Origin of the sequence: Kineococcus auxinigenes, assembly GCF_050871525.1 — a bacterium.
GTDB lineage: Bacteria > Actinomycetota > Actinomycetes > Actinomycetales > Kineococcaceae > Kineococcus.
Genome location: NZ_JBKBCT010000052.1, coordinates 1 through 21,900 on the forward strand (window position 1 = coordinate 1; position 21,900 = coordinate 21,900).

Below are 21,900 nucleotides of genomic sequence, written 5' to 3' on the forward strand. Positions count from 1 at the left end.
GCGCCCGGGGCGGGCCCCCCCCGCCCCCGCGCGGCCCGCCGGTCCGGGGGCGGCGCCCCGGCCCCCCCCCCCCCCCCCCCCCCCCCCCCCCCCCCCCCCCCCGGGCTCGAGGTCCTCCGGCTGCGCGGCGTCCTGCCCGTCGGCCGGTGCTCGCGCCGCCCCGGTGCCTCCCGGGACGCCGGTGTCCTCGACGGCCTCGCCCGGCTCTTCGGTCGGCTCTTCGGCCGGCACCGCTCCCGTCGGCGCGTCCACCGCGTCGTCCAGCGCGGGAGCGTCCGTGCCCGCGTCGTCCGCGAGCTCCTCGGGCGGGTCCGCGACGACCTCACCGGGCTCCCGCTCCGCGCTGCGCACCCCCGCGGGCCGCGGGGGCGGCAGCACCGTGCGGTCCTCGTGCTCCAGGGGCGCGGACGCCGCCGGGTGCGCGGGCGGGGGATCGGCCAGCAGGGCGTCCACCCGGGGCGCCGCCTCACCGGACTCCGCCGCGGGCTGGGGCTCGCCGCGCACGCCGCGCTGGGCGTCCAGGGCGTCCAGCAGCCCGGGGGCCACCTCGCCGGGCCCGGGGCGCTGGGAGCGGCCGCCCCGCTCGGCGGTGCGCACCCCGCCGTCGGCCTCGACGTCGTACACCCGCTCGGCGCCGGTGCGGGGGACCTCGCCGGCCACGCTCACCAGCCGGCGCGCGGGCAGCGGGCCGGCGTCGGGGGGCTCCTCCTCGCTCAGCCAGCGGGCCTCGTCGTCGGTGGCGGTCAGCGCCCGCGACGCGGGGTCGAAGGACCAGCGGGCCAGGCGGCCGCGCCCGCCGGCGACGAACTCCACCTGCACCGTCCAGTCGCCGTCCTCCTCCCGCCAGGCGTCCCACCGGGCGCCCTCGGGGTCCACCGCGCGGGCGCTGAGCCGGGTGACCACCAGCTCCTCCAGGCTGCCGTTGCCGCCCGAGCGCCCGTAGGCGGTGCGCCGGGCCAGGCCGGCGACGTGCGCCCGCTCGGCCAGCACCGGGCCCTCGTAGCGGCGCACCCGGTCCAGGGGCAGGCCACCGGACTCGGCGACCTCCTCGGCGGACTCCCCGGCCCGGATGCGGGCCTGGATGTCGCGCGGGCGCAGCTGGGACTCCATCTGGATCTGCAGCTGCCCCAGGCGGGCGCGGTCGCGGCGCACCGCGGCCCGCAGGGCCTCGTCCACCCGCAGCCGGTAGCGCGCTCCGTCGGCGGCGACGAGCACCACGTGCTCGCCGTCGTCGTGGACCCCGACGAGCCTCAGGTCCTGCATGAGGGCGTCCTCCCAGCGGTGTGGTCTGCGGCGTCGCGACCGGACGGGCCGGGCGCTGCACGCACTCTGCCACCTGGGCCGCGTCCCGTTCACCTGACGGCACCACCGGTGCTCACCGTGCGCCCGTGCGCCGCGACCGCGCGCCACCGCCGGGGGCGCCGTCGCGCGGTGCGCCCCACCCCCGGCGGGCGGGCCCGCCGGGGGCGGGGATGATGGGCCGGTGAGCGCTGCGACATCCTCCGCGCGTCCGTACGACGCCGTCCTCCTGCTGTCCTTCGGGGGCCCGGAGGGCCCCGAGGACGTCATGCCGTTCCTCGAGAACGTCACCCGCGGGCGCGGCATCCCGCGCGAGCGGCTCGAGGCCGTGGCCGAGCACTACCTGCACTTCGGCGGCAAGAGCCCCATCAACGACCAGAACCGCGCCCTGCTCGCGCAGCTGCGCACCGAGCTGGACTCCCGCGGGCTGACGGACCTGCCGCTGCTGTGGGGCAACCGCAACTGGGAGCCGTACGCCACCGACGTGCTGCGCGAGGCGCACGAGGCGGGGGCGCGCCGGGTCCTGGCCGTCTTCACCAGCGCGTACTCCTCCTACTCCAGCTGCCGCCAGTACCGCGAGGACCTGGCCCGCACCGCGCAGGTCCTGGCGGACGAGGGGCGCGAGGTCGAGTTCGACAAGATCCGCCACTACTTCAACCACCCGGCGTTCACCGAGGTCAACGCGCAGGCCGTCGTCGAGGCCCTGGGCTCGGTGCCGGCGGGTTCGCGGGTGGTGTTCGTCACCCACTCGATCCCCGACGCCATGAACGACGTCTCGGGCCGCGACGGCGGCGCCTACGTGCGCCAGCACCTCGACGTGGCCGCCGAGGTCGCCCGTCGCGCGGGCGCCGCGCGCGGCGAGGAGGTCGCCTGGGACCTGGCGTACTGCTCGCGCTCGGGGCCGCCCAGCCAGCCGTGGCTGGAGCCGGACGTCAACGACCACCTGCGCGCGCTGCGCGAGCAGGGCGTGCCCGGCGTGGTCGTGGCGCCCATCGGCTTCGTCAGCGACCACATGGAGGTCAAGTTCGACCTCGACACCGAGGCCGCCGAGACCGCCGGGGAGATCGGCCTGCCGTTCGCGCGGGCCGCCACGGTGGGTGCCCACGCCGCGTTCGTCGCCGGTCTGGTCGACCTCGTCCAGGAGCGGGCGGCCCAGGCGCGCGGGGAGCGGCCGGAGCAGCCCGCGACCGGGGCCCTGGGGCCCTCGCACACCGTCTGCCCCGTGGACTGCTGCCGCAACCTGCGCGCCGACCTGCCCGCGGCCACGGGTGAGGACTACCGCGCCCCGGCGCCGGCGTGAGCGACGGCGCCGGGCCGCTGCCGGGGGCCGAGGAGGTCGCCGGGCTGCGGCGGGTGGCCGTCGAGGCCGCCGCCGCGGCGGGCGAGCTGGTGCGCACCGGGCGCCCCGACCGGGTGGAGGTGGCGGCCACCAAGTCCACCCCCACGGACGTGGTGACGGCCATGGACACCGCCTCCGAGCGGTTGCTGCGCGAGGTCCTGGGACGCGCGCGCCCGCAGGACGGCTTCCTCGGCGAGGAGGGCGGGCACCACCCGGGAACCTCCGGGCTGACCTGGGTGGTCGACCCCGTGGACGGCACCGTGAACTACCTGTACGGGCTGCGCGCCTACGCCGTCAGCGTCGCCTGCGTCGTCGACCCCGGGCGGGGCGTGCAGCGCCCCGAGCCCTCCACCTGGACCGTGCTGGCCGGCTGCGTGCACGACCCCACCGCCGGCGAGGTGTGGAGCGCCGCCCTGGGGCAGGGCGCGAGCCTGCGCGAGCACGAGCGCGAGCGGGTGCTGCGCGTGCCGGGGGAGGTGGCGCTGGACCGGGCGCTGGTGGGCACCGGGTTCGGCTACGACCCGGTGCGCCGCGCCGAGCAGGCCGCGGTGCTGGCCCGCCTGCTGCCGCGGGTGCGGGACGTGCGGCGCGTCGGCAGCGCCGCGCTGGACCTGTGCTGGGTGGGGGCGGGCCGCCTGGACGCCTACTACGAGCGCGGGCTGAAGCCGTGGGACATGGCCGCCGGCGCGCTGGTGGCGAGCGAGGCGGGGGCCCTGGTCACCGGCTTCGACGGCGGCCCCGCCGGAGCGGACGGTGTGCTCGCGGCGCCCGGTGCCCTGCACGCCGCCCTGCGCGCGGAGCTCGGCGGCTGACACGGCCGCGGACGCCGCAGGGGCCGTGCCCCCGTCCCGGGCGGGGACGGGGGCACGGCCCCTGCGGTCACGTGCTCAGGCGGGCGTGCAGCTGGTCCGCGGAGCGGGGACGGTGAGGTCGATCACGCGGTCGGGAGCTGCGGCGGGTCGCTCGCCGGACTGCTCGGCCAGGTAGGCCACGGTGTCGGGCAGGGCGACGTCGTGGGCGGCGGCCAGGTCGACCAGGCCCTCGAGCTCACCGCGGTGCGCGGCGGCGAGCTCCTCCTCGCCGGCGGCGGTGGCGGACTCGATGGTGGCGCGCGTCTGCTGGACGCGCTCGGACAGGCCCGCCACGAAGGCGGGTGGGGCGCAGCGGGCGGTCTCGCCGTCGGGGACGGACGTCGTCGTCTCGCTGGGACGCGGATCCTGCGCGGACACGGCACCTCCTGGGAGCTCTGGGCGCCCGGCGGCCGCACGGCGCGAGAGCGCGGGCTGGCCCGCCGGTCGGCGGGGACGGCCGCACACTACGGGCCGTCGGAGTCCGCTCCAACTCCTCCGGTGTCGTTGTGGACCGCGGGAGGCCCGCCGCGGCGGCGCGCTCAGCCGCCCAGCCCCCGCGCGACTGCCCTGAGTGGCCGTCGGCGACGCGCCGTGACCCACCCCGGTTCGTGGTGCGCGCTGCGGTAGGTCATGATGCGTGCTCGCCTGCTCGAGGAGGGCACCGTGGAGCGGGTGCCGGGGGCGCGGGCATCATTCGGGGCCGTGCTGCGTTGAGCCGGCCGCAGGACCACAGGACACGGAGTGAGGCAGGGTCATGGCGACCGACTACGACGCACCGCGCAAGAACGACGACGAGCTCAACGAGGACTCCATCGAGGAGCTGAAGGCCCGGCGCACGGACAAGAGCTCGGGCACCGTCGACGAGGACGAGACGGAGGCCGCGGAGGGGTTCGAGCTGCCCGGCGCGGACCTGTCCAACGAGGAGCTGTCGGTGCGGGTCCTCCCGCGCCAGCAGGACGAGTTCACGTGCACCAGCTGCTTCCTGGTGGTGCACCGCAGCCAGCTGCACGACACCGGCGACGGCCGCGTCGTGTGCAACGACTGCGCCGCCTGAGGGTGGCGGTGGCCCTCAGCGGCCGCGGGTGATCGCGTCCGCGAGCTGCTGGGGGTGGCGGGTGGAGACCACCCAGTAGGGGGTCGGGTCGGCCGGGTCGTCCAGGTGGACGCGCACGGCCCCCGGCACCCAGGAGCGGATCGCCAGGTGCGCCCGGGCGTCCAGCTGCGGGCCCAGCGCGGCGCGCCGCTGCGCGGGGGGGATCACCTCGACCTCGCGCACCAGCTCCAGCGGCACCCGCGCCCGGCCGGCGCGCAGCTGCCCGCCGGCGACCTCCACCGTGGAGGACATGCTCAGGAGCACGGCCACGGCCAGCGCCGCGCCCAGCAGGCCACCGGCCAGCGCCCCGCCGCCGCCCAGGACCGGCAGGGCGATGAGCGCTCCGCCGGCGACCGCGGGCAGCCACGACAGCCACGTCGTCGGCGCAGGCCACCAGCGCTCGCGCCACACCGCCGTCCCCCCGGTGCCCGGGGTGCCCGGGGTGCCCGGTCCTGCCGGCTCGCCACCGGCCCGTGCGGGGGGGCGGTGACCGGGGGTGCTGCTCACGCCGTCAGCGTCTCACGCGCCCGCGCCACCCGGTGCCCGGCGCCGTGCGGGGGTGGCCGGTAGGGTCCACGCCCGTGAGCCACGTCGCAGCAGCCGAGCCCGGGACCGCCCTCGAGGTGGCGACGGTGCTGGCCGACCCCGCCGCGCTGCCCACCTACGCGCACCCCGGTGACGCGGGCGCCGACCTGACCACCCGCGTCGACGTCGTCGTCGGCCCGGGGGAGCGGGTGACGGTGCCGACCGGTGTCTCCGTCGCGCTGCCGGAGGGGTACGCGGCCTTCGTCGTGCCGCGCTCGGGCCTGGCGGCGCGCCGGGGCCTGACCACCCTGAACGCCCCCGGCACCGTCGACGCCGGCTACCGCGGGGAGATCCGCGTCACGCTGCACAACACCGACCTGCGCGAGGCCGTCGAGCTGCGCGCCGGCGACCGGGTGGCCCAGCTGGTCGTGCAGCGCGTGGAGCGGGTGCGCTTCGTGCCCGTGCGCGAGCTGCCGGCGTCCGCGCGCGGGGAGGGCGGGCACGGGTCGACGGGCGGCTCGCAGGCGCTGACGGGCGCGCACCAGCACACAGACCAGGGCACCACCACCGGGGAGGGACGACCGTGAGCCTGTTCCGCCGCAAGCGCGCGAAGGACGACGAGGGCACGAGCACCACCGAGGGCACCACCGAGGGCGCGAACCCCGCCGGGGCGGGCGTCACCGGGAGCGAGGAGGCCGCCGGTGCGGGCGCTGCCGAGGCGAGCACCACCGCGGACGCCGGTGCGGCCGGGGCCGCCGAGCCGGTCGTGGCGCCGGACCGCTCCCGCGGCCCCTTCGACTCCTCCGAGGTGCCGGCCGAGGACGGCCGCCTGCCGCTGGGCGGGCTGCGGCTGGCCGGGCGGGAGGGCATGGAGCTGCGCTTCGAGGTGGAGGAGGCCAGCCAGCGCGTGATCGCCGTCACCGTGGCCGTCGCGGGCTCCGCCGTGCAGCTGCAGGTCTTCGCCGCTCCCCGCTCCGCGGGCGTGTGGGACGAGATCCGCGCCGAGATCGCCGCGGCCGTGGCCGCCCAGGGCGGCACGGTCGAGGAGCGCACGGGTCCCTTCGGCGCCGAGCTGCTCTCGCGGTTGCCGGTGCGCACCGGCGACGGGCGCACCGCCCACCAGCCGACCCGCTTCGTGGGCGTGGACGGGCCCCGCTGGTTCCTGCGGGCCGTCTTCTCCGGAGCGGCGGCCCACGACGCGCAGGCCGCCCGGCCGCTGGAGGACGTCGTGCGCGACGTCGTCGTGGTGCGCGGTCCCGACGCCATGGCCCCGCGCGAGCTGATCCCCCTGGCGCTGCCCAAGGCCCGCCCCCAGCCGGCCGCGGCCCCCGGGGAGCCGGCCGGTGGGGACGGTGCGCAGGACGGCGCGGTGGACGGCCCCGACGACCTGAACCCGTTCGAGCGCGGCCCCGAGATCACCGAGGTGCGCTGACCCGTCGGTGACCCGGGTGGCCGGGGCGGCCACCCGGGTGGTCGGGGCGCGCCGGGTCACGGGGCGCCCGCGGGGGTCCTACGCTGTTCCCCGTGTCGAAGTCGTCGGTGCTGAGCACGCCCCTGTGGCGGCGCGCGCTGCAGCGTTTCACCGCTTCCGAGTCGGACCTGGCGGCCGAGGAGGCCCAGCAGGAGGCCGTGCGCCAGGGCGGGACGCCCTGCCGGGCGATCCCCAACCGCACACGGGCCTGCGTGTGCGGGACCCTGCGCTCGGTCACCCTGCGCCCGCGCGGCGGTGTGCAGACCCTGGAGGCCGAGCTGTTCGACGGCACCGGGTCGGTGTCGCTGGTGTGGCTGGGCCGGCGCAGCATCGCCGGAGTCGAACCCGGGCGCCGCGTCAAGGCGCGCGGCCTGGTCGCCGACGACGACGGCCAGCGGGTCATCTTCAACCCCGGGTACGAGCTGCTGTGCTCAGAGAGCCCGTGACGCCCGCTCCCGGCCCGGGCCGCGGCCCTGGCCCCGACGCGGCTCCGGCGACCGTGGAGGAGCTCGTGCGCCGGCGGTTGTCGGTCGCCCTGGGCGGGTGGCGGGGGATGCTCGACTCCGCGGCCCCCGCGCTGGCCTTCCTGATCGGCTGGATCGCCACCTCGGACGTGCTGGTCTCCGTCGGCGCCTCGGTGGCCGTGCTGCTGGTGGCGCTGGTCGCGCGGATCGCGCGGCGCGAGACCGTCCAGCACGCCGTCGGGGGGATCCTGACCACCGCCGTCGCCGCGTTCATCGCCTCGCGCACCGGCCGCGCCGAGGACGTGTTCCTGCCGGGGATCCTCCTCAACGCCGCTCTCGCGGTCGTCTTCGCCGCCTCCATGGCGGCGCGCTGGCCGGTGGTCGGCTTCCTCGTGGGAGCGGTCACCGAGGACCCCGCGGGCTGGCGCCGCGACCGAGGCGTGGTCGCGCTGTGCCAGAAGCTCACCGGCCTGCTCCTGGCGGGCTACCTGGTGCGCGTGGCGGTGCAGCTGCCGCTGTACCTGGCGGGGGAGACGACCGCGCTGGCGGTGAGCAAGCTGGTGCTGGGCTGGCCCCTGCTGGTGCTGGGGGTGCTCGTCGCCGGTGCGCTGCTGCTGCGCGGGCGCACTCCCCTGCAGCCGGAGGACCGGGCGGTCCCGCGCACCTAGCCCGGCGCGGCACCACCGGGGCGCTACGGGGCGCCGAGCAGCGAGCGCAGCTCCGCCTCCGCGTCCGGGACGCTGAGGAACATCAGGTGGTCCCCGGCCTCGAGCACGTCGTCGGGCGTGGGCGCGATCGGCCGGTCGCCGCGGACGATGGCGACGAGGACGGCGTCCGCCGGCAGCGGCAGCCCGCCCACGGTGCGCCCCACCACGGGGCTGGCGGGGTCCAGGGTGTACTCGGCCATCGAGGTGCTGCTCTGCTGGAAGGTGAACAGGCGCACCAGTTCGCCGACGCTGACGGCCTCCTCGACCAGCGCCGTCATCAGGCGCGGCGTGGACACGGCGACGTCCACGCCCCACGCCTCGTCGAACAGCCACTCGTTCTTGGGGTTGTTCACCCGGGCCACGGTGCGCGGCACGCCGTACTCGGTCTTGGCCAGCAGCGAGACCACGAGGTTGGCCTTGTCGTCGCCGGTGGCGGCGACCACGACGTCGCAGTCGGTCAGCTCCGCCTCGTCCAGGCTGGAGATCTCGCAGGCGTCGGCCAGCAGCCACTGCGCGTCGGGGACGCTGGAGATCTTCATGGCGGCGGGGGAGCGGTCCACCAGCAGCACGCGGTGCGAGTTGGCCAGCAGCTCGCGGGCGATGGAGCGCCCGACGATGCCGGCGCCGGCGATGACGACGCGCATCAGGCTCCCTCCTCCGGGGCGGCGGCGAGCACGGCGGTGGCCGCGGCGGTGCGCTCCTCGGCGACGACGACGTGCACGAGGTCGCCCTCCTGGTGGACCATGCCGCGCACGGGCACGACGCCCTGGCCCAGGCGGGTCACGTACGCCACGCGCACGCCGGCGGCCGCTTCGAGGGTGTGCAGGGGCCTGCCGATCCACGCCTCGTGCACGGGTGCCTCCACCATGACGACGTGCCCGCTGGCGTCGCGGAACTCGCTGAGGGCGCCCTCGGGCACCAGCCGGCGCAGGACCTGGTCGGCGGTCCAGCGCACCGTGGCGATGGTGGGGATGCCCAGCCGCTGGTACACCTCGGCCCGGCCGGGGTCGTAGATGCGCGCGACGACGGTCTCCACGTCGAACTTCTCCCGCGCCACGCGAGCCGCGAGGATGTTGGAGTTGTCGCCGGAGGAGACGGCGGCGAAGGCGTCGGCCTGGTGGATGCCGGCCTCCACGAGGGTGTCGTGGTCGAAGCCCACGCCGGTGATGCGCCGTCCGTTGAACGAGGCGCCCAGCCTGCGGAAGGCGTCGGCGTCCTGGTCGACCACGGCCACGCTGTGACCGCGGTGCTCCACGGTGAGGGCCAGGGTGGAGCCGACACGGCCACACCCCATGATCACGAAGTGCACGACCCCTCCGGTGCGTCCTGTGCGGGCGGGAGCGTCGGCGTCTCCGGCTCTCTCCCCGGGCGGCGACGCTACCGCCTCGGGACGGCGCCCGCTCCCGTGCCCGGCCCACCCTCCCCGTCCGCGCCGTGCTCGCCGGGGCCGCGGCGGGCATACCATCGGCGGACGTGCCTTCTGTGACGGACGCGGTCAAGCGCGTGCTCGTCGGCCGGCCGTTCCGCAGCGAGCGCCTGTCCGAGACCCTGCTGCGCAAGCGCGTCGCGCTGCCGGTCTTCGCCTCCGACGCCCTCAGCTCGGTGGCCTACGCCCCGGACGAGATCTTCCTGACCCTGTCGATCGCGGGGATCGCCGCCTACTCGATCTCCCCGTGGGTGGGGGCGGCGGTGGTCGTGGTGATGCTCGTCGTGGTCGCCTCCTACCGGCAGAACGTGCACGCCTACCCGTCCGGGGGCGGTGACTACGAGGTCGCCACGGTCAACCTGGGCCCGGGCGCGGGCCTGACGGTGGGCAGCGCGCTGCTGGTGGACTACGTCCTGACGGTGGCGGTGTCGATCTCCTCCGGCGCGCAGTACGCGGCCACCGCCATCCCCGTCCTGCGGGGGCACGAGGCCCTGCTGGCCAGCGCGCTGGTGCTGCTGCTCATGACGGTGAACCTGCGGGGCATCCGCGAGAGCGGCACGGCGTTCGCCGTGCCGACGTACATCTTCATGTTCTCGATCATCGGCATGGCCCTGTGGGGCTTCGGGCGCGCCGTGTTCGGGGAACTGCCGCAGGCGCCCAGCGCCGGCCTGGAGCTGACGGCCGAGCACGACATCTCCGGCGGGCTGACGAGCCTGGCGGGGGCGTTCCTGATCCTGCGGGCGTTCTCCTCCGGCGCCGCGGCGCTGACGGGCGTGGAGGCCATCAGCAACGGCGTGCCCGCCTTCCGCAAGCCCAAGAGCCGCAACGCGGCGACGACGCTGCTGCTGCTGGGCACCATCAGCGTCAGCATGCTGGTGAGCATCATCGCGCTGACGAACATGACGCACGTGCGCTTCGCGGAGGACCCCGCCACCCAGCTGCTGCGCGACGGGGTGCCGGTGGGCGAGGACTACGTCCAGGACCCGATCATCGGCCAGCTCGCCGCGACGATCTTCGACCACTTCACGATCGCGTTCTACCTGGTGACCGCCGCCACCGGCGTCATCCTGGTGCTGGCCGCCAACACCGCGTTCAACGGCTTCCCCGTGCTGGCCTCGATCCTGGCGCGCGACGGGTACCTGCCCAAGCAGCTGCACACCCGCGGCGACCGCCTGGCCTTCTCCAACGGCATCATCGCCCTGGCCGGTGCGGCGATCGTCCTGATCATCGCCTTCGACGCGCAGGTCACCCGGCTCATCCAGCTGTACGTCGTGGGCGTCTTCGTCTCCTTCACCATGAGCCAGACCGGCATGGTCCGGCACTGGACGCGGCACCTGCGCACCGAGACCGACCCGGCCGCCCGGGGGCGGATGAAGCGCTCGCGGGTCATCAACGCGATCGGCCTGGCCCTGACCGGGCTGGTGCTGGTGATCGTCCTGCTGACGAAGTTCACGCAGGGTGCCTGGATCGCGATCCTCGCCATGGTGGTGCTCTTCGCCAACATGAGGCTGATCCGGCGCCACTACACCTCGGTGTCCCGAGAGCTGGAGATCGTCGAGGGCGCCGGCGCGAAGGCGCTGCCCACGGGCGTGCGCAGCGTGGTGCTGGTCTCCAAGCTGCACAAGCCGACGCTGCGGGCGCTGGCGTTCGCGCGGGCGGCGCGGCCCACCGACCTGCAGGCGGTGACGGTGGCGGTGGACCCGGAGGAGACCGCGGCGCTGCGGGCGCGCTGGGACGCGCTGGGGCTGCCGATCCCGCTGACCGTGCTGGACTCCCCGTACCGGGAGGTCACCCGGCCCGTCATCGAGCACGTCAAGGCGCTGCGCGCGCGCCACCCCCGCGACCTGGTCACGGTGTACGTGCCCGAGTACGTCGTGGGGCACTGGTGGGAGACGCTTCTGCACAACCAGTCGGCGCTGCGCCTGCGGGCGCGGCTGAGGTACACCCCGGGAGTGATGGTGGCGAGCGTGCCGTGGCAGCTGAGCAGTTCGGAAGGCATGGAGGAGCGCGTGGAACGGGCGGCGCCGGGGCTGGTGCGCCGCGGGACGTTCGGCCCGGCCCCGGCCGGTGCCGACGCCCCCGTCGCCGACCCGAGGGGTCCGGGCGGTCCCGCGGGGGACGCCGGCGGCCGGCGCGAGGGGGCCCGGTGAGCCGCCCCGCGCGCGCCGCGGCCCCGGGTGCGGGCCGCGGCCGGCGCACCCGCGAAGCGCCCGAGCGGGGCGCGGACCGCACCGGCGCGGAGTTCGAGGTGGAGGTGGGCCCGGTCGCGCACGGCGGGCACTGCGTGGCCCGCCACGAGGGCAGGGTCGTGTTCGTGCGCCACGCCCTGCCGGGGGAGCGGGTGCTGGCCCGGGTCACCGAGGGCTCGGACGGCTCGCGCTTCTGGCGCGCCGACGCCGTGCGGGTGCTGCGCGCCGACCCCGACCGCGTCGAGCCGCCCTGCCCGGTGGCGAAGCCGGGGCTGTGCGGGGGGTGCGACTTCCAGCACGCGGCGCTGCCGCGGCAGCGGGCGCTGAAGGCCGAGGTCGTGGCGGAGCAGCTGCGGCACCTGGCGGGCCTGGACGTGCCGGTGCGGGTGGAGGAGGTGCCGCTGCCGCAGGGCGCGCCGGCCCCGGAGCACCCGGGTCTGCGCTGGCGCACCCGCACCCAGTTCGCCGTCGACGCCGAGGGCCGCACGGGGCTGCGCGGGCACCGCTCGCACGACGTGGTGCCGCTGCGGGACTGCCCGATCTCCACCCGCGCGGTCGCCGGCAGCGGTGTGCTGGACCAGCGGTTCGGCAACGTCGAGACCGTGGAGGTGGCGGCGGGCTCGGACGGCGGCGACCCGCTGGTCGTGGTGACGCCGAGCGAGGGCGCCCGCGCGCACCTGCCGAAGCTGCCCGGGGCCTCCGTGGCGGTGCGCACCCCCGAGGGCGTGCACCGCGTCAGCGGGCGCACCTGGGTGGGTGAGCGGGTGCCGGTGCGCGGGCGCGAACTGGCGTTCCGGGTGAGCGGTGCCGGCTTCTGGCAGGTGCACGCCGGAGCGGGCGCCGCGCTGACGGAGGCGGTCCTGCAGGCGCTGGAGCCGCGCCCGGGGGAGCGCGCGGTGGACCTGTACGCCGGCGCGGGGCTGTTCACCGCCGTCCTGGCGGACGCGGTGGGCGCGGACGGCTCGGTGCTGGCGGTGGAGGGCGAGGCGCGCGCCGTGCGCGACGCCCGGCGTTCCCTGCACGGTGCGGAGCAGGTGGAGCTGTGGGAGGGCCGCGTCGAGGAGGCGCTGGCCGACCCGGAGCTGGCGGGTCCCGGCGTGGACCTCGTCGTGCTGGACCCGCCGCGCTCGGGCGCCGGGCGCGAGGCGGTGCGGGGCATCGCGGCGCTGCGGCCGCGGGCGGTGGCGTACGTGGCGTGCGACCCCGCGGCCCTGGCGCGCGACCTGGCGGTCTTCGCCGAGCACGGGTACGCCCTGGAAGGGCTGCGCGCCTTCGACCTCTTCCCCATGACGCACCACGTGGAGTGCGTGGCCCGGCTGGTGCCCACGAGCTGAACCGCCGCCTGAGCCGCTGCCGGCGCACGGCGTGCCGGTGCCTGCGGGCCGGGAGGCGCAGTGGTATCTTGACGTCGAGATAAATGGTCGGCGAACACGGTGGGCCGCCGCCCCGGCGGGCCGGGAGCGGTGGCAGCATCGGGCGCGACGCGCACGACCCGCGACGACGGTGAAGCGGACGACGAGTGAGGAGCTCACGGTGAGCAGCCAGAACAGCTTCCAAGCCAAGGCTACCCTAACAGCAGCCGGCACGGAGTACACGATCTTCCGCCTCGCGGCGGTCGAGGGGGCCGACAAGCTCCCCTTCAGCCTCAAGGTGCTGCTGGAGAACCTGCTGCGCACCGAGGACGGCGCGAACATCACCGCCGACCACATCCGCGCCCTCGCCGGCTGGGACGCCGACGCCGAGCCGGACACCGAGATCCAGTTCACGCCCGCCCGCGTGCTCATGCAGGACTTCACCGGCGTGCCCTGCATCGTCGACCTCGCCACCATGCGCGAAGCCGTGGGCGCCCTCGGCGGCGACCCCACGAAGATCAACCCGCTGTCGCCGGCCGAGATGGTCATCGACCACTCCGTCATCATCGACGTCTTCGGCCGCCCGGACGCCTTCGAGCAGAACGTCGAGCTCGAGTACGGCCGCAACCGCGAGCGCTACCAGTTCCTGCGCTGGGGCCAGACCGCCTTCGACGACTTCCGGGTCGTCCCGCCGGGCACCGGCATCGTCCACCAGGTGAACATCGAGCACCTGGCCCGCGTGGTGTTCCCCCGCGAGGTGGACGGCGAGCTGCAGGCCTACCCCGACACCCTCGTCGGCACCGACTCGCACACCACGATGGTCAACGGCCTGGGCGTGCTCGGCTGGGGCGTCGGCGGCATCGAGGCCGAGGCCGCCATGCTCGGCCAGCCGGTGTCGATGCTCATCCCGCGCGTGGTGGGCTTCAAGCTGTCCGGTTCCATCCCGGCCGGTGCCACCGCCACCGACGTCGTGCTGACGATCACCGAGATGCTGCGCGAGCACGGCGTGGTGGGCAAGTTCGTGGAGTTCTACGGCGAGGGCGTCGGCGCGGTGCCGCTGGCCAACCGCGCCACCATCGGCAACATGAGCCCCGAGTTCGGCTCCACCGCGGCGATCTTCCCGATCGACGACGTCACCCTGGACTACCTGCGCCTGACCGGCCGCAGCGACGAGCAGGTCGCCCTCGTCGAGGCGTACACCAAGGAGCAGGGCCTCTGGCACGACCCCTCCCGCGAGGCGAAGTACTCCGAGTACATCGAGCTGGACCTGTCCACCGTGGTCCCCAGCATCGCCGGACCGAAGCGCCCGCAGGACCGCATCGAGCTGACCGGCGCCAAGGAGGCGTTCCGCGCCGCCCTGGGCGACTACGTCAGCGACGACGTCCCCGCCGACGCGCCCTCGTCCGCGATGAGCGGCACCATCGACGACACCGCCACCGCCACGCAGGACGAGGCCAGCGCGGAGAGCTTCCCCGCCTCCGACCCGCCGGCCGCCTCCGCCAGCGACGGCAGCGACGCCCCGGCGGACCCGGGCAGCGCCGCCGGGCGGCCGTCGCGGAAGGTCGCCGTCACCATGGCCGACGGCACCGCCACCGAGATCGACCACGGGGCGGTCGCCATCGCCTCGATCACCAGCTGCACCAACACCTCCAACCCGTCGGTCATGATCGCCGCGGCGCTGCTGGCGAAGAACGCCGTGGAGAGGGGCCTGACCCGCAAGCCGTGGGTGAAGACGTCCCTGGCCCCCGGTTCCAAGGTCGTCACCGACTACTACGAGAAGTCGGGGCTGACCCCGTACCTGGAGAAGCTGGGCTTCCACCTCGTCGGGTACGGGTGCGCCACCTGCATCGGGAACTCCGGCCCGCTGCCGGAGGAGATCTCCGCGGCGATCCAGGAGAACGACCTCGCGGTGACCGCGGTCCTGTCCGGCAACCGCAACTTCGAGGGCCGGATCAACCCGGACGTGAAGATGAACTACCTCGCGTCCCCGCCGCTGGTCATCGCCTACGCGATCGCCGGCACCATGGACTGGGACGTCGAGAGCGACCCGATCGGCCAGGACGAGGCGGGGAACGACGTGTTCCTGCGCGACATCTGGCCCGACGCCGCCGAGGTCGAGCGGGTCATCGGTGAGGCCATCAGCAAGGACATGTTCGTCAAGGACTACGCGGACGTCTTCGCCGGTGACGAGCGCTGGCAGGGCCTGTCGACCCCCGAGGGCGACACCTTCGCGTGGGACGCGGAGTCCACCTACGTGCGCAAGCCCCCGTACTTCGAGGGCATGCAGGCCGAGCCGTCCCCGGTGACCGACATCTCCGGCGCGCGGGTCCTGGCGCTGCTGGGCGACTCGGTGACCACCGACCACATCTCGCCCGCCGGGTCCATCAAGCCCGACAGCCCCGCCGGCACGTACCTGTCCGAGCACGGCGTGGAGCGCAAGGACTTCAACTCGTACGGCTCGCGCCGCGGCAACCACGAGGTGATGATCCGCGGCACCTTCGCGAACATCCGGCTGAAGAACCTGCTGCTGGACGGCGTCTCGGGCGGCTTCACCCGCGACTTCACCCGCGGCGGCGAGCAGACGTCGATCTACGACGCGGCGCAGCACTACGCCGAGCAGGGCACCCCGCTGGTGGTGCTGGGCGGCAAGGAGTACGGCTCCGGCTCCTCGCGCGACTGGGCGGCCAAGGGCACCGCGCTGCTGGGTGTGCGGGCCGTCATCACCGAGAGCTTCGAGCGCATCCACCGCTCGAACCTCATCGGCATGGGCGTCGTGCCGCTGCAGTTCCCGGCGGGTCAGAGCGCGAACTCCCTCGGCCTGGACGGCACCGAGACGTTCGACATCGCCGGCCTGACCGAGCTGAACTCCGGGACCACCCCGCGCACCGTGAAGGTGACCGCGACGAAGGAGGACGGCTCCACCGTGGAGTTCGACGCCGTCGTGCGCATCGACACCCCCGGTGAGGCGGACTACTACCGCAACGGCGGCATCCTGCAGTACGTGCTGCGTTCGCTGACGAACGCCTGACGCTCCGGCGTCTCGACGGGCGGTCACCCCACCGGGGTGGCCGCCCGTCGGCGTTCCCGGACGGCCGGCCCCCGCCGTGCGCGCACGGTGGCGACCTCACCCGGGCGGGTGCACCCGAGGGGTCAACTCGGGGGCGCTGCGTGCCGATGGGGATCGTGGTGCGGCACCGACCGGGTGCCGCCCTCGAGAACGGGGCGACGCGTGTTCGACGAGGTGTGGCGCAGCCAGGGCGAGGACGTCGCCCCCGGGGTGGCCGCCGCCCTCCTGCACCTGGCCGCCGCCGGCGACCAGCCCGTCCTCGTCGTCTCCCGCCCCCGCCCGCCCGAGGCGCCCGAACGGCCCCGCGTGCGCTGGGCCAACGCCACCCTCGCCGCCCTGCTGGGCCTCGCCCCGGGCGACCTGGTGGACCTGGCCGTGGGCCGGGTCCTGCGCGGCGCCGACGCCCCCGGTGCGCTGGTGCGCGAGCGCTGCACCCGCTTCGCCGTCGAGGCCGTCACCGCCTCCGGCGAGGCGCGCGCCACCGAGGTGGCCGCCTGGCCGGTGCCCGAACGGGTCAGCGGCTTCGGCGCGGTCTCCGAGCGCCTGCACGTCGGAGCGGCGCTGGCCGCCGAGGACCACTGGGTGCTGCAGCTCGTCAGCCCCGACGACGAGCGTTCCCGCGCGGCGCTGCGCGCGGCCGAGGAGCGCTTCGCCACCCTCGCGCAGGACTCCCCGGTGCCCACCCTCGTCTCCGACGTGGGCGCGCGCCTGTCCCGCGTGAACGACGCCTTCGCCGCGCTGCTGGGCGTCCCGGCGCCTCAGCTGTGCGGCACCGGCTGGCTCGCGCACGTCCTGGACGACGAGCGCGCCCGCCTCGCCCAGGCCGTCGCCGACGTCCTCGCCGGGGAGCGCGTCACCTTCGACACCCGGCTGCGCACCGCCGCCGGCCTGGTCCGCTGGGTCACGGTGCGGCTGGCGCCCAGCCGCACCCCCGGGTACGGCGCCGGTTTCGTCGGCACCGTCGAGGACGTCACCGACCGGCGCGCCCGGGAGAACCGGCTGGCCTACCAGGCCCAGCACGACCTGCTGACGGGGCTGCCGAACCGCCTGGCGCTGCTGGAGCACCTGGGTGAGCTGCTGCCCGACGGCCTGTGCCCCGACGCGGTGCCCGGCGCACCCGTCCCGCCGCTGACGGCACCCGTGGGGGTGCTCATGGTGGACCTGGACGACTTCAAGACCGTCAACGACGGGCTGGGCCCCGAAGCCGGCGACGCCGTGCTCGTCGAGGTCGCCCGGCGCCTGGTGCGCACGGTGCGCGCCGGTGACCTCGTCTCGCGCCCCGGCGGTGACGAGTTCGTGCTCGTGTGCCACGACCTGCCCGACGAGGCGGCGGTGGAGGCCACCGCCCGCCGGGTGCTGGACGCGCTGGTGCCGCCGGTGGAGGTCAACGGGCTGCGCCTGCGGGTGGGCGCCAGCGTCGGCGTCGTCATGCTCACCGGCGGACCCGGTGGTGCCGAGGAGGTCGTGCGCGACGTCGGCATCGCCACCCACGAGGCCAAGGCCGCCGGCGGGGGGCGCTGGGCGCTGCTGGACGAGGAGGTGCGCCAGCGCGCCCGCCGCTCCCTGCGCCTGGTCGCGGACCTGCGCGAGGCCCTGGCCCACGGCACCCTCGACGTGCACTACCAGCCGGTCGTGCGCCCCGGCACGCCCACCCGCCCCGACGCGCAGCTGCTGTCGGTGGAGGCGCTGGCCCGCTGGCGCCACCCCGAGCTCGGCCCGATCGACCCCGCGACGTTCATCGACGTCGCCGAGCGCGCCAACCTGGTGCCGGTGCTCGACGCGCACGTGCTGGCCGTGGCGTGCCGCGACCTGGCCACCTGGCGCACCGACGCGGCGGCCGCGGGCCTGCCGCACGTGCCGCGCCGGGTGGCGGTGAACGTCTCCGCGGTGAGCCTGTCCGCCGACGGGTTCGCCGACGGCGTGCGCCGCACCGTCGCCGCCGCGGGCCTGGAGCTGGACGACGTGTGCCTGGAGGTCACCGAGACCGCCCTGGCCAGCGACCTGCGCGCCTGCCGGGCGGTCCTGGAGGAGCTGCGCCGCGACGGCGCCCGGGTCGCCATCGACGACTTCGGCACCGGCTACTCCTCGCTGGCCTACCTGGTGGACCTGCCCGCCGACCACCTGAAGGTGGACCGCTCGTTCGTGCGCGACCTGCGCGGCGGGCGCGGTTCCTCCGGGGGTGCGCGCGGCGGCCCGGCGCGCGCCGTGGCCGCGGCCGTGGTGTCCCTGGCCCGCACCCTGGGGCTGGACGTGGTCGCCGAGGGCGTGGAGACGCACGAGCAGAACGCCGTGCTGGTGGAACTGGGCTGCGAGGCCGTGCAGGGCTACCTGTACGCGCGGCCGATGAGCAGGGAGGACCTGTGGCGCGTGCTCTGCGACGGCGGCACCCTGGCCCCGCAGCAGCCCGGGCTGCCCGCCCCGAGGCAGGTGCCGGCGTGAACGCGCTGCGCCCGCGCCCCGGCGCCGCGCTGACGGCCCCGCACCGGAGCACCGCGCCGGGCACGTCCGCCGTGCCCGCCGGCGCCGTGGACGTGCTCGGCCGCATCAGCGCCGCCCTGGACGACCTGCCGGCGCACCGCCCGGTCGCCGCGCGCGTCATCGCCCAGGCCGACGACCACCGCTCCGACGCCCGTTCGCTGGGGCAGACCCTCAGCTTCGACCCGGCGCTGACCGCCCGGGTGCTGCGCCTGGCGAACTCGGCGTACTTCGGGCTCAGCGGGCGCGTGTCCGCCCCGGCGTTCGCCGTGACCGTCGTCGGCTTCTCCACCGTGCGCAGCCTGGCGGTGACCGCGGTGGCCGGCCTGGAGGACGTGCCCGAGGCCCTGGCGGGCTTCTGGGAGCGCAGCGTCCTGACGGCCGTGGCCGCCGGTGAGGTCGCCGGCCGGCTCGGGGTGAAGGCGCCCGACGCGTTCAGCCTGGGCCTGCTGGCCCGGCTGGGCCAGGCGCTGCTGGTGCGCTGCGACCCGGAGCGCTACCCCGCCCTGCTGGCCGCGGCCGAGGACCGCGAGGCCCTGCTGGCCGCCGAGGTGCGCCTGTACGGCTCCAGCCACACCCGCGTCTCGGCCGAGGCGCTGGCCGCGTGGTCGTTCCCCGACGACCTGCCCGCGGCCCTGGCGCAGGTGGACGCCCCTGGCTGGGCGTCGCCGCTGGCGGTCTGCGTGCGCCTGGGCGTGGAGCTGTCCGAGCGGCTGCAGGCCCCCGACCGCACCCCCCGGCCGGCCGGTCACCTCAGCGGCGGGCGCGTGGACGACGCCGAGCTGGACGCCCTGCGCGGGCGCGTGCGGCAGGTCGCCGCGGAGATGCTGCAGCTGCTGGCGGCCTGAACCCCGCCGGGCGCCGGTGGGCCCCGCCGCGCACGGACCGGCGGTGGCGGGCAGGATGGCCCCCGTGTGCGAGGCGACCCCCGATGCTGAGATCACCCTGCCTGATCACGAGCACTCGGCGCGGCGGGCCCGCACGTTCCTGAGCGAGGCCTACTGCGCGGTGCACCACGCCCGCGTGCTCGACGAGGCGCAGCTGCTGGTCTCGGAGCTGGTGACCAACGCGGTGCGCCACGGTGGCCCGCCCGTGCGGGTGCGGGTGCACTGCGACGGCACCGCCGGCCTGCAGGTCTCCGTCTCCGACGGCGACCCCCGCCCACCGGTGCGCCGCGACGCCGCCCCCGAGGCGGAGGGCGGGCGCGGGGTGGCCCTGGTCGACATCCTCTCCGACCGCTGGGGCGTGGAGCGGGTCGACTCCGGCAAGACCGTCTGGTTCGTGCTGTCGTGACCTCCGCCGGGTCCGGAGCCCGGCGCACCCGGGCCCGCACGGCGCTGCGGCTGCTCACCCCCGCCGACGCCGCGCCCCTGGCGCGGCTGCTGGCGGGTGACCGGGAGTTCCTGGCCCCCTTCGAGCCGGAGCGCGAGGACGGCTACGAGACCGAGGCGGGGCAGGCGGCCCTCATCGATCACCTGCTCGCCGAGCACGCCGCGGGCCGCGTCGTGCCGTTCGCCATCGTCCACGACGGCGAGCTGGTGGGCAGGAGCACCATCACCGAGGTCGTCCGCGGCCCGTTCCAGTCCGGGAACCTGGGGTACTTCGTGGCCCGGGCGGTCAACGGCCGCGGCGTCGCGACGCGGGCGGTGGCCCGCACCGTGGAGGCGGCCTTCGGGGAACTGGGCCTGCACCGCCTGCAGGCCGGGACCCTGCTGTCGAACTCCGCCTCCCAGGCCGTCCTGCAGCGCAACGGTTTCGAGCGCATCGGGGTCGCCCGCTCCTACCTGCGCATCGCCGGGCGCTGGCAGGACCACGTGCTCTACCAGCGCACCGCCTGACGCACCGCTTCCCGTGGGGACCCGCTGTCGCCGTGGTGGGGCGGCGAGGACGAAGGGCGGTGGGGGTTCCGGTCCCCGGGCGTCCGGAGCCCGCCCCGCGCACCTGCGCGACGTTCGCACACGGCTGCGGGCGGCGAGCCCGGGGACCGGAACCCCCCACCACCCGGACACGAACCGGACCGGGACGCCCACCCGGGCCGTTCACGGCACCCCGGCCGTGCGCCGGACCAGCTCCCCCCACCCGTCGCCGAGGCGCCCGGTGCCCAGTCCCTGCACGTCCGCCAGGTGGGCCGACAGCGGCGCCTCCAGGCAGGCCAGCAGGTAGAACACCAGCACGTCCAGGTCGCCGGGTGTCCCGGCGGCGCGCAGCAGGACCCGCAGGTGGGTGCGGGCGAACCCGGACGCCGGGCTCGCCCCGCCGCGCAGGTCGGCCCCCGCGGCGCGCAGCAGGTCCCCGCGCTCGGCCAGGAAGCGCAGGCGGTGCCGGCCGAACGCCTCGAGGCGCTCCAGCGGGTCGGCGCCGGGACCCAGCGGCGGCGGCCCGGACAGGACCTCCTGCTGGAAGGAGCGCTCGAACTCGTCGAGCAGGGCGGTGAACAGCCCAGCGCGCGAGCCGAAGCGGCGGAACACGGTGCCCTTGCCGACGCCGGCGCGCGCGGCCAGGCAGTCCATGCTGAAACCCACGACGCCCACCTCCTCGACGAGGTTCCGCGCTGCGCAGAGCAGGGCCTCGCGGTTGCGGGAGGCGTCGGCCCGCACCGGGGCGGGGGTGGGGCCGAGCACCGGCAGGGGGCGCGTCACACCGCGAGGGTAGGCCCGAGGGCGGGGTGCGTGGATGCGCTGTGCGGGTGGGCTGCGCGGGTGGGCGGGGTGGCGGCGCCGGCGCGGAGCGGACTACAGTCCGGGAACAAGCGGACCGTGGTCCGCATTGACCACGACATGTCGCGGGACCCCGCGACCCACCCGGCACCCGCCCCACCCCACGAGGAGTTCCCGTGACCGACGTCCTGGTCCTGGTCGGCAGCCTGCGCGCCGCCTCCGTCAACCGCAAGATCGCCGAGGCCGCCGTCCAGCTGGCCCCCGAGGGCGCCCGGCTGAGCGTGTACGAGGGCCTGGGTGACCTGCCCTTCTACAACGAGGACGTCGACGTGGAGGGCTCGGTCCCGCCGGCCGCCACCGCGCTGCGCGAGGCCGTCGCCGCCGCCGACGCCGTCCTCGTCGTCACCCCCGAGCACAACGGCACCATCCCGGCCGTGCTGAAGAACGCCGTGGACTGGGCCTCGCGCCCCTACGGCGCCAGCTCCCTGTCCGGCAAGCCGCTGGCCGTCGTCGGCAGCGCGTTCGGCCAGTACGGCGGCGTGTGGGCGCAGGACGACGCGCGCAAGGTGTTCGGCATCGCCGGTGCGAAGGTCCTGGCCGAGGCGACCATGGCGATCCCCGCCTCGGTGGTCCGCTTCGCCGAGCTGCACCCCAAGGACGACACCGAGGTCACCGAGAAGCTGACCACCGTGCTGCAGGCCCTCGTCGGCGCCACCGAGCCCGCGGCGGCCTGACCCTGCGCGCCGCGCCGCCGCGCCGCGCGGGGCCGCCGGTTCACCGCAGGACCTCGACGCCGGCGCCCAGCTCGCGCAGCAGCACGGGCAGGTGGCGCTGCGAGGGACGCACCAGGTGCGCGCTGCGGGCCGCTCGCAGCAGCGGCAGGTCCGCGGCGCTGTCGGAGCAGGCGTGGTCCACCGGCAGCTCCACGCCGGCGCCGGTCCACGGGACGGTGGGCGGGGGAGCGCGCCGTCGACGGGCCGCGGCA

22 protein-coding genes are annotated in these 21,900 nt (G+C 76.2%); 15 read left to right on the forward strand and 7 right to left on the reverse strand.

What is annotated here, in order from left to right; translation table 11 throughout:
- On the reverse strand, positions 1–1,263 hold a 1,263-nt coding region (gene sepH / locus ACRYR9_RS14115; RefSeq protein ID WP_432540198.1), incomplete at its 3' end, for a septation protein SepH.
- 220 nt (positions 1,264–1,483) lie between these two features.
- On the opposite strand from sepH, the gene ACRYR9_RS14120 reads away from it, so the two are divergent.
- Both ACRYR9_RS14120 and ACRYR9_RS14125 read left to right on the forward strand, forming a co-directional pair.
- Positions 1,484–2,599, forward strand: a complete 1,116-nt coding sequence (locus ACRYR9_RS14120; protein ID WP_432496792.1) for a ferrochelatase — start codon at positions 1,484–1,486, stop codon at positions 2,597–2,599.
- Positions 2,596–3,450, forward strand: coding sequence for an inositol monophosphatase family protein (locus ACRYR9_RS14125; protein WP_432496789.1), 855 nt, complete (start codon positions 2,596–2,598; stop codon positions 3,448–3,450). The genes ACRYR9_RS14120 and ACRYR9_RS14125 overlap by 4 nt, the downstream gene beginning before the upstream one ends.
- Before the next feature lie 75 nt (positions 3,451–3,525).
- Here the strand turns inward: ACRYR9_RS14125 and ACRYR9_RS14130 are convergent, their stop codons facing one another.
- On the reverse strand, positions 3,526–3,867 hold the full coding sequence (locus ACRYR9_RS14130) for a hypothetical protein (protein ID WP_432496787.1): 342 nt from the start codon (positions 3,865–3,867) through the stop codon (positions 3,526–3,528).
- 376 nt (positions 3,868–4,243) lie between these two features.
- Here ACRYR9_RS14130 and ACRYR9_RS14135 point away from each other — a divergent pair, with 376 nt between their 5' ends.
- The gene (locus tag ACRYR9_RS14135) at positions 4,244–4,543 is read left to right on the forward strand and encodes a DUF4193 domain-containing protein (protein ID WP_432484583.1); all 300 of its coding nucleotides are present in this window, start codon (positions 4,244–4,246) and stop codon (positions 4,541–4,543) included.
- 15 nt (positions 4,544–4,558) lie between these two features.
- Here the strand turns inward: ACRYR9_RS14135 and ACRYR9_RS14140 are convergent, their stop codons facing one another.
- Positions 4,559–5,089 (reverse strand): DUF3093 domain-containing protein, encoded by a 531-nt coding sequence (locus tag ACRYR9_RS14140; RefSeq protein ID WP_432496785.1) that lies wholly within the window; start codon positions 5,087–5,089, stop codon positions 4,559–4,561.
- 116 nt (positions 5,090–5,205) lie between these two features.
- Here ACRYR9_RS14140 and dut point away from each other — a divergent pair, with 116 nt between their 5' ends.
- From dut to ACRYR9_RS14160, 4 genes are all read left to right on the forward strand, one after another.
- Positions 5,206–5,694, forward strand: a complete 489-nt coding sequence (gene dut, locus ACRYR9_RS14145; protein ID WP_432496797.1) for a dUTP diphosphatase — start codon at positions 5,206–5,208, stop codon at positions 5,692–5,694.
- Entirely contained in the window at positions 5,691–6,539 is an 849-nt protein-coding gene (locus ACRYR9_RS14150; protein ID WP_432496783.1) for a DUF3710 domain-containing protein, read from the forward strand. The genes dut and ACRYR9_RS14150 overlap by 4 nt, the downstream gene beginning before the upstream one ends.
- Positions 6,540–6,631: 92 nt before the next feature.
- The gene (locus tag ACRYR9_RS14155; RefSeq protein WP_432496780.1) at positions 6,632–7,024 is read left to right on the forward strand and encodes an OB-fold nucleic acid binding domain-containing protein; all 393 of its coding nucleotides are present in this window, start codon (positions 6,632–6,634) and stop codon (positions 7,022–7,024) included.
- Positions 7,006–7,710 carry a DUF3159 domain-containing protein gene (locus ACRYR9_RS14160; protein ID WP_432496778.1) on the forward strand — a complete coding sequence of 235 codons (705 nt, stop codon included), beginning with the start codon at positions 7,006–7,008 and terminating at the stop codon, positions 7,708–7,710. Before ACRYR9_RS14155 ends, ACRYR9_RS14160 begins: the two co-directional genes overlap by 19 nt.
- 23 nt (positions 7,711–7,733) lie before the next feature.
- On the opposite strand, the gene ACRYR9_RS14165 is transcribed toward ACRYR9_RS14160, so the two are convergent.
- Entirely contained in the window at positions 7,734–8,393 is a 660-nt protein-coding gene (locus ACRYR9_RS14165; RefSeq protein WP_432496775.1) for a potassium channel family protein, read from the reverse strand.
- The gene (locus tag ACRYR9_RS14170) at positions 8,393–9,058 is read right to left on the reverse strand and encodes a potassium channel family protein (protein WP_432496773.1); all 666 of its coding nucleotides are present in this window, start codon (positions 9,056–9,058) and stop codon (positions 8,393–8,395) included. The genes ACRYR9_RS14165 and ACRYR9_RS14170 overlap by 1 nt, the downstream gene beginning before the upstream one ends.
- A gap of 164 nt (positions 9,059–9,222) precedes the next feature.
- On the opposite strand from ACRYR9_RS14170, the gene ACRYR9_RS14175 reads away from it, so the two are divergent.
- The 7 genes from ACRYR9_RS14175 (at position 9,223) to ACRYR9_RS14205 (ending at position 20,096) form a co-directional block, all read left to right on the forward strand.
- Complete coding sequence (locus tag ACRYR9_RS14175; protein ID WP_432496770.1) at positions 9,223–11,325, forward strand: APC family permease; 2,103 nt, start codon at positions 9,223–9,225, stop codon at positions 11,323–11,325.
- A complete protein-coding gene (locus tag ACRYR9_RS14180; protein ID WP_432496768.1) occupies positions 11,322–12,698 on the forward strand; it encodes a class I SAM-dependent RNA methyltransferase in 1,377 nt (458 codons plus the stop codon). The genes ACRYR9_RS14175 and ACRYR9_RS14180 overlap by 4 nt, the downstream gene beginning before the upstream one ends.
- A gap of 199 nt (positions 12,699–12,897) precedes the next feature.
- Complete coding sequence (locus ACRYR9_RS14185) at positions 12,898–15,744, forward strand: aconitate hydratase (protein ID WP_432496765.1); 2,847 nt, start codon at positions 12,898–12,900, stop codon at positions 15,742–15,744.
- Positions 15,745–15,945: 201 nt separating this feature from the next.
- Positions 15,946–18,222 (forward strand): putative bifunctional diguanylate cyclase/phosphodiesterase, encoded by a 2,277-nt coding sequence (locus ACRYR9_RS14190; RefSeq protein ID WP_432496763.1) that lies wholly within the window; start codon positions 15,946–15,948, stop codon positions 18,220–18,222.
- Positions 18,219–19,106 carry an HDOD domain-containing protein gene (locus ACRYR9_RS14195; protein WP_432496760.1) on the forward strand — a complete coding sequence of 296 codons (888 nt, stop codon included), beginning with the start codon at positions 18,219–18,221 and terminating at the stop codon, positions 19,104–19,106. The genes ACRYR9_RS14190 and ACRYR9_RS14195 overlap by 4 nt, the downstream gene beginning before the upstream one ends.
- A 55-nt stretch (positions 19,107–19,161) precedes the next feature.
- Positions 19,162–19,551, forward strand: coding sequence for an ATP-binding protein (locus ACRYR9_RS14200; protein WP_432496758.1), 390 nt, complete (start codon positions 19,162–19,164; stop codon positions 19,549–19,551).
- Complete coding sequence (locus ACRYR9_RS14205) at positions 19,548–20,096, forward strand: GNAT family N-acetyltransferase (protein WP_432496755.1); 549 nt, start codon at positions 19,548–19,550, stop codon at positions 20,094–20,096. Before ACRYR9_RS14200 ends, ACRYR9_RS14205 begins: the two co-directional genes overlap by 4 nt.
- Before the next feature lie 201 nt (positions 20,097–20,297).
- Here ACRYR9_RS14205 and ACRYR9_RS14210 read toward each other — a convergent pair whose 3' ends face one another.
- Entirely contained in the window at positions 20,298–20,897 is a 600-nt protein-coding gene (locus tag ACRYR9_RS14210) for a TetR/AcrR family transcriptional regulator (protein ID WP_432496752.1), read from the reverse strand.
- Between the two features lie 194 nt (positions 20,898–21,091).
- Between ACRYR9_RS14210 and ACRYR9_RS14215 the strand changes: the two genes are divergently transcribed.
- Positions 21,092–21,649 carry an NAD(P)H-dependent oxidoreductase gene (locus ACRYR9_RS14215; protein WP_432496749.1) on the forward strand — a complete coding sequence of 186 codons (558 nt, stop codon included), beginning with the start codon at positions 21,092–21,094 and terminating at the stop codon, positions 21,647–21,649.
- A gap of 40 nt (positions 21,650–21,689) precedes the next feature.
- On the opposite strand, the gene ACRYR9_RS14220 is transcribed toward ACRYR9_RS14215, so the two are convergent.
- Positions 21,690–21,830 (reverse strand): hypothetical protein, encoded by a 141-nt coding sequence (locus tag ACRYR9_RS14220; protein ID WP_432496746.1) that lies wholly within the window; start codon positions 21,828–21,830, stop codon positions 21,690–21,692.
- Positions 21,831–21,900: the final 70 nt, after the last annotated feature.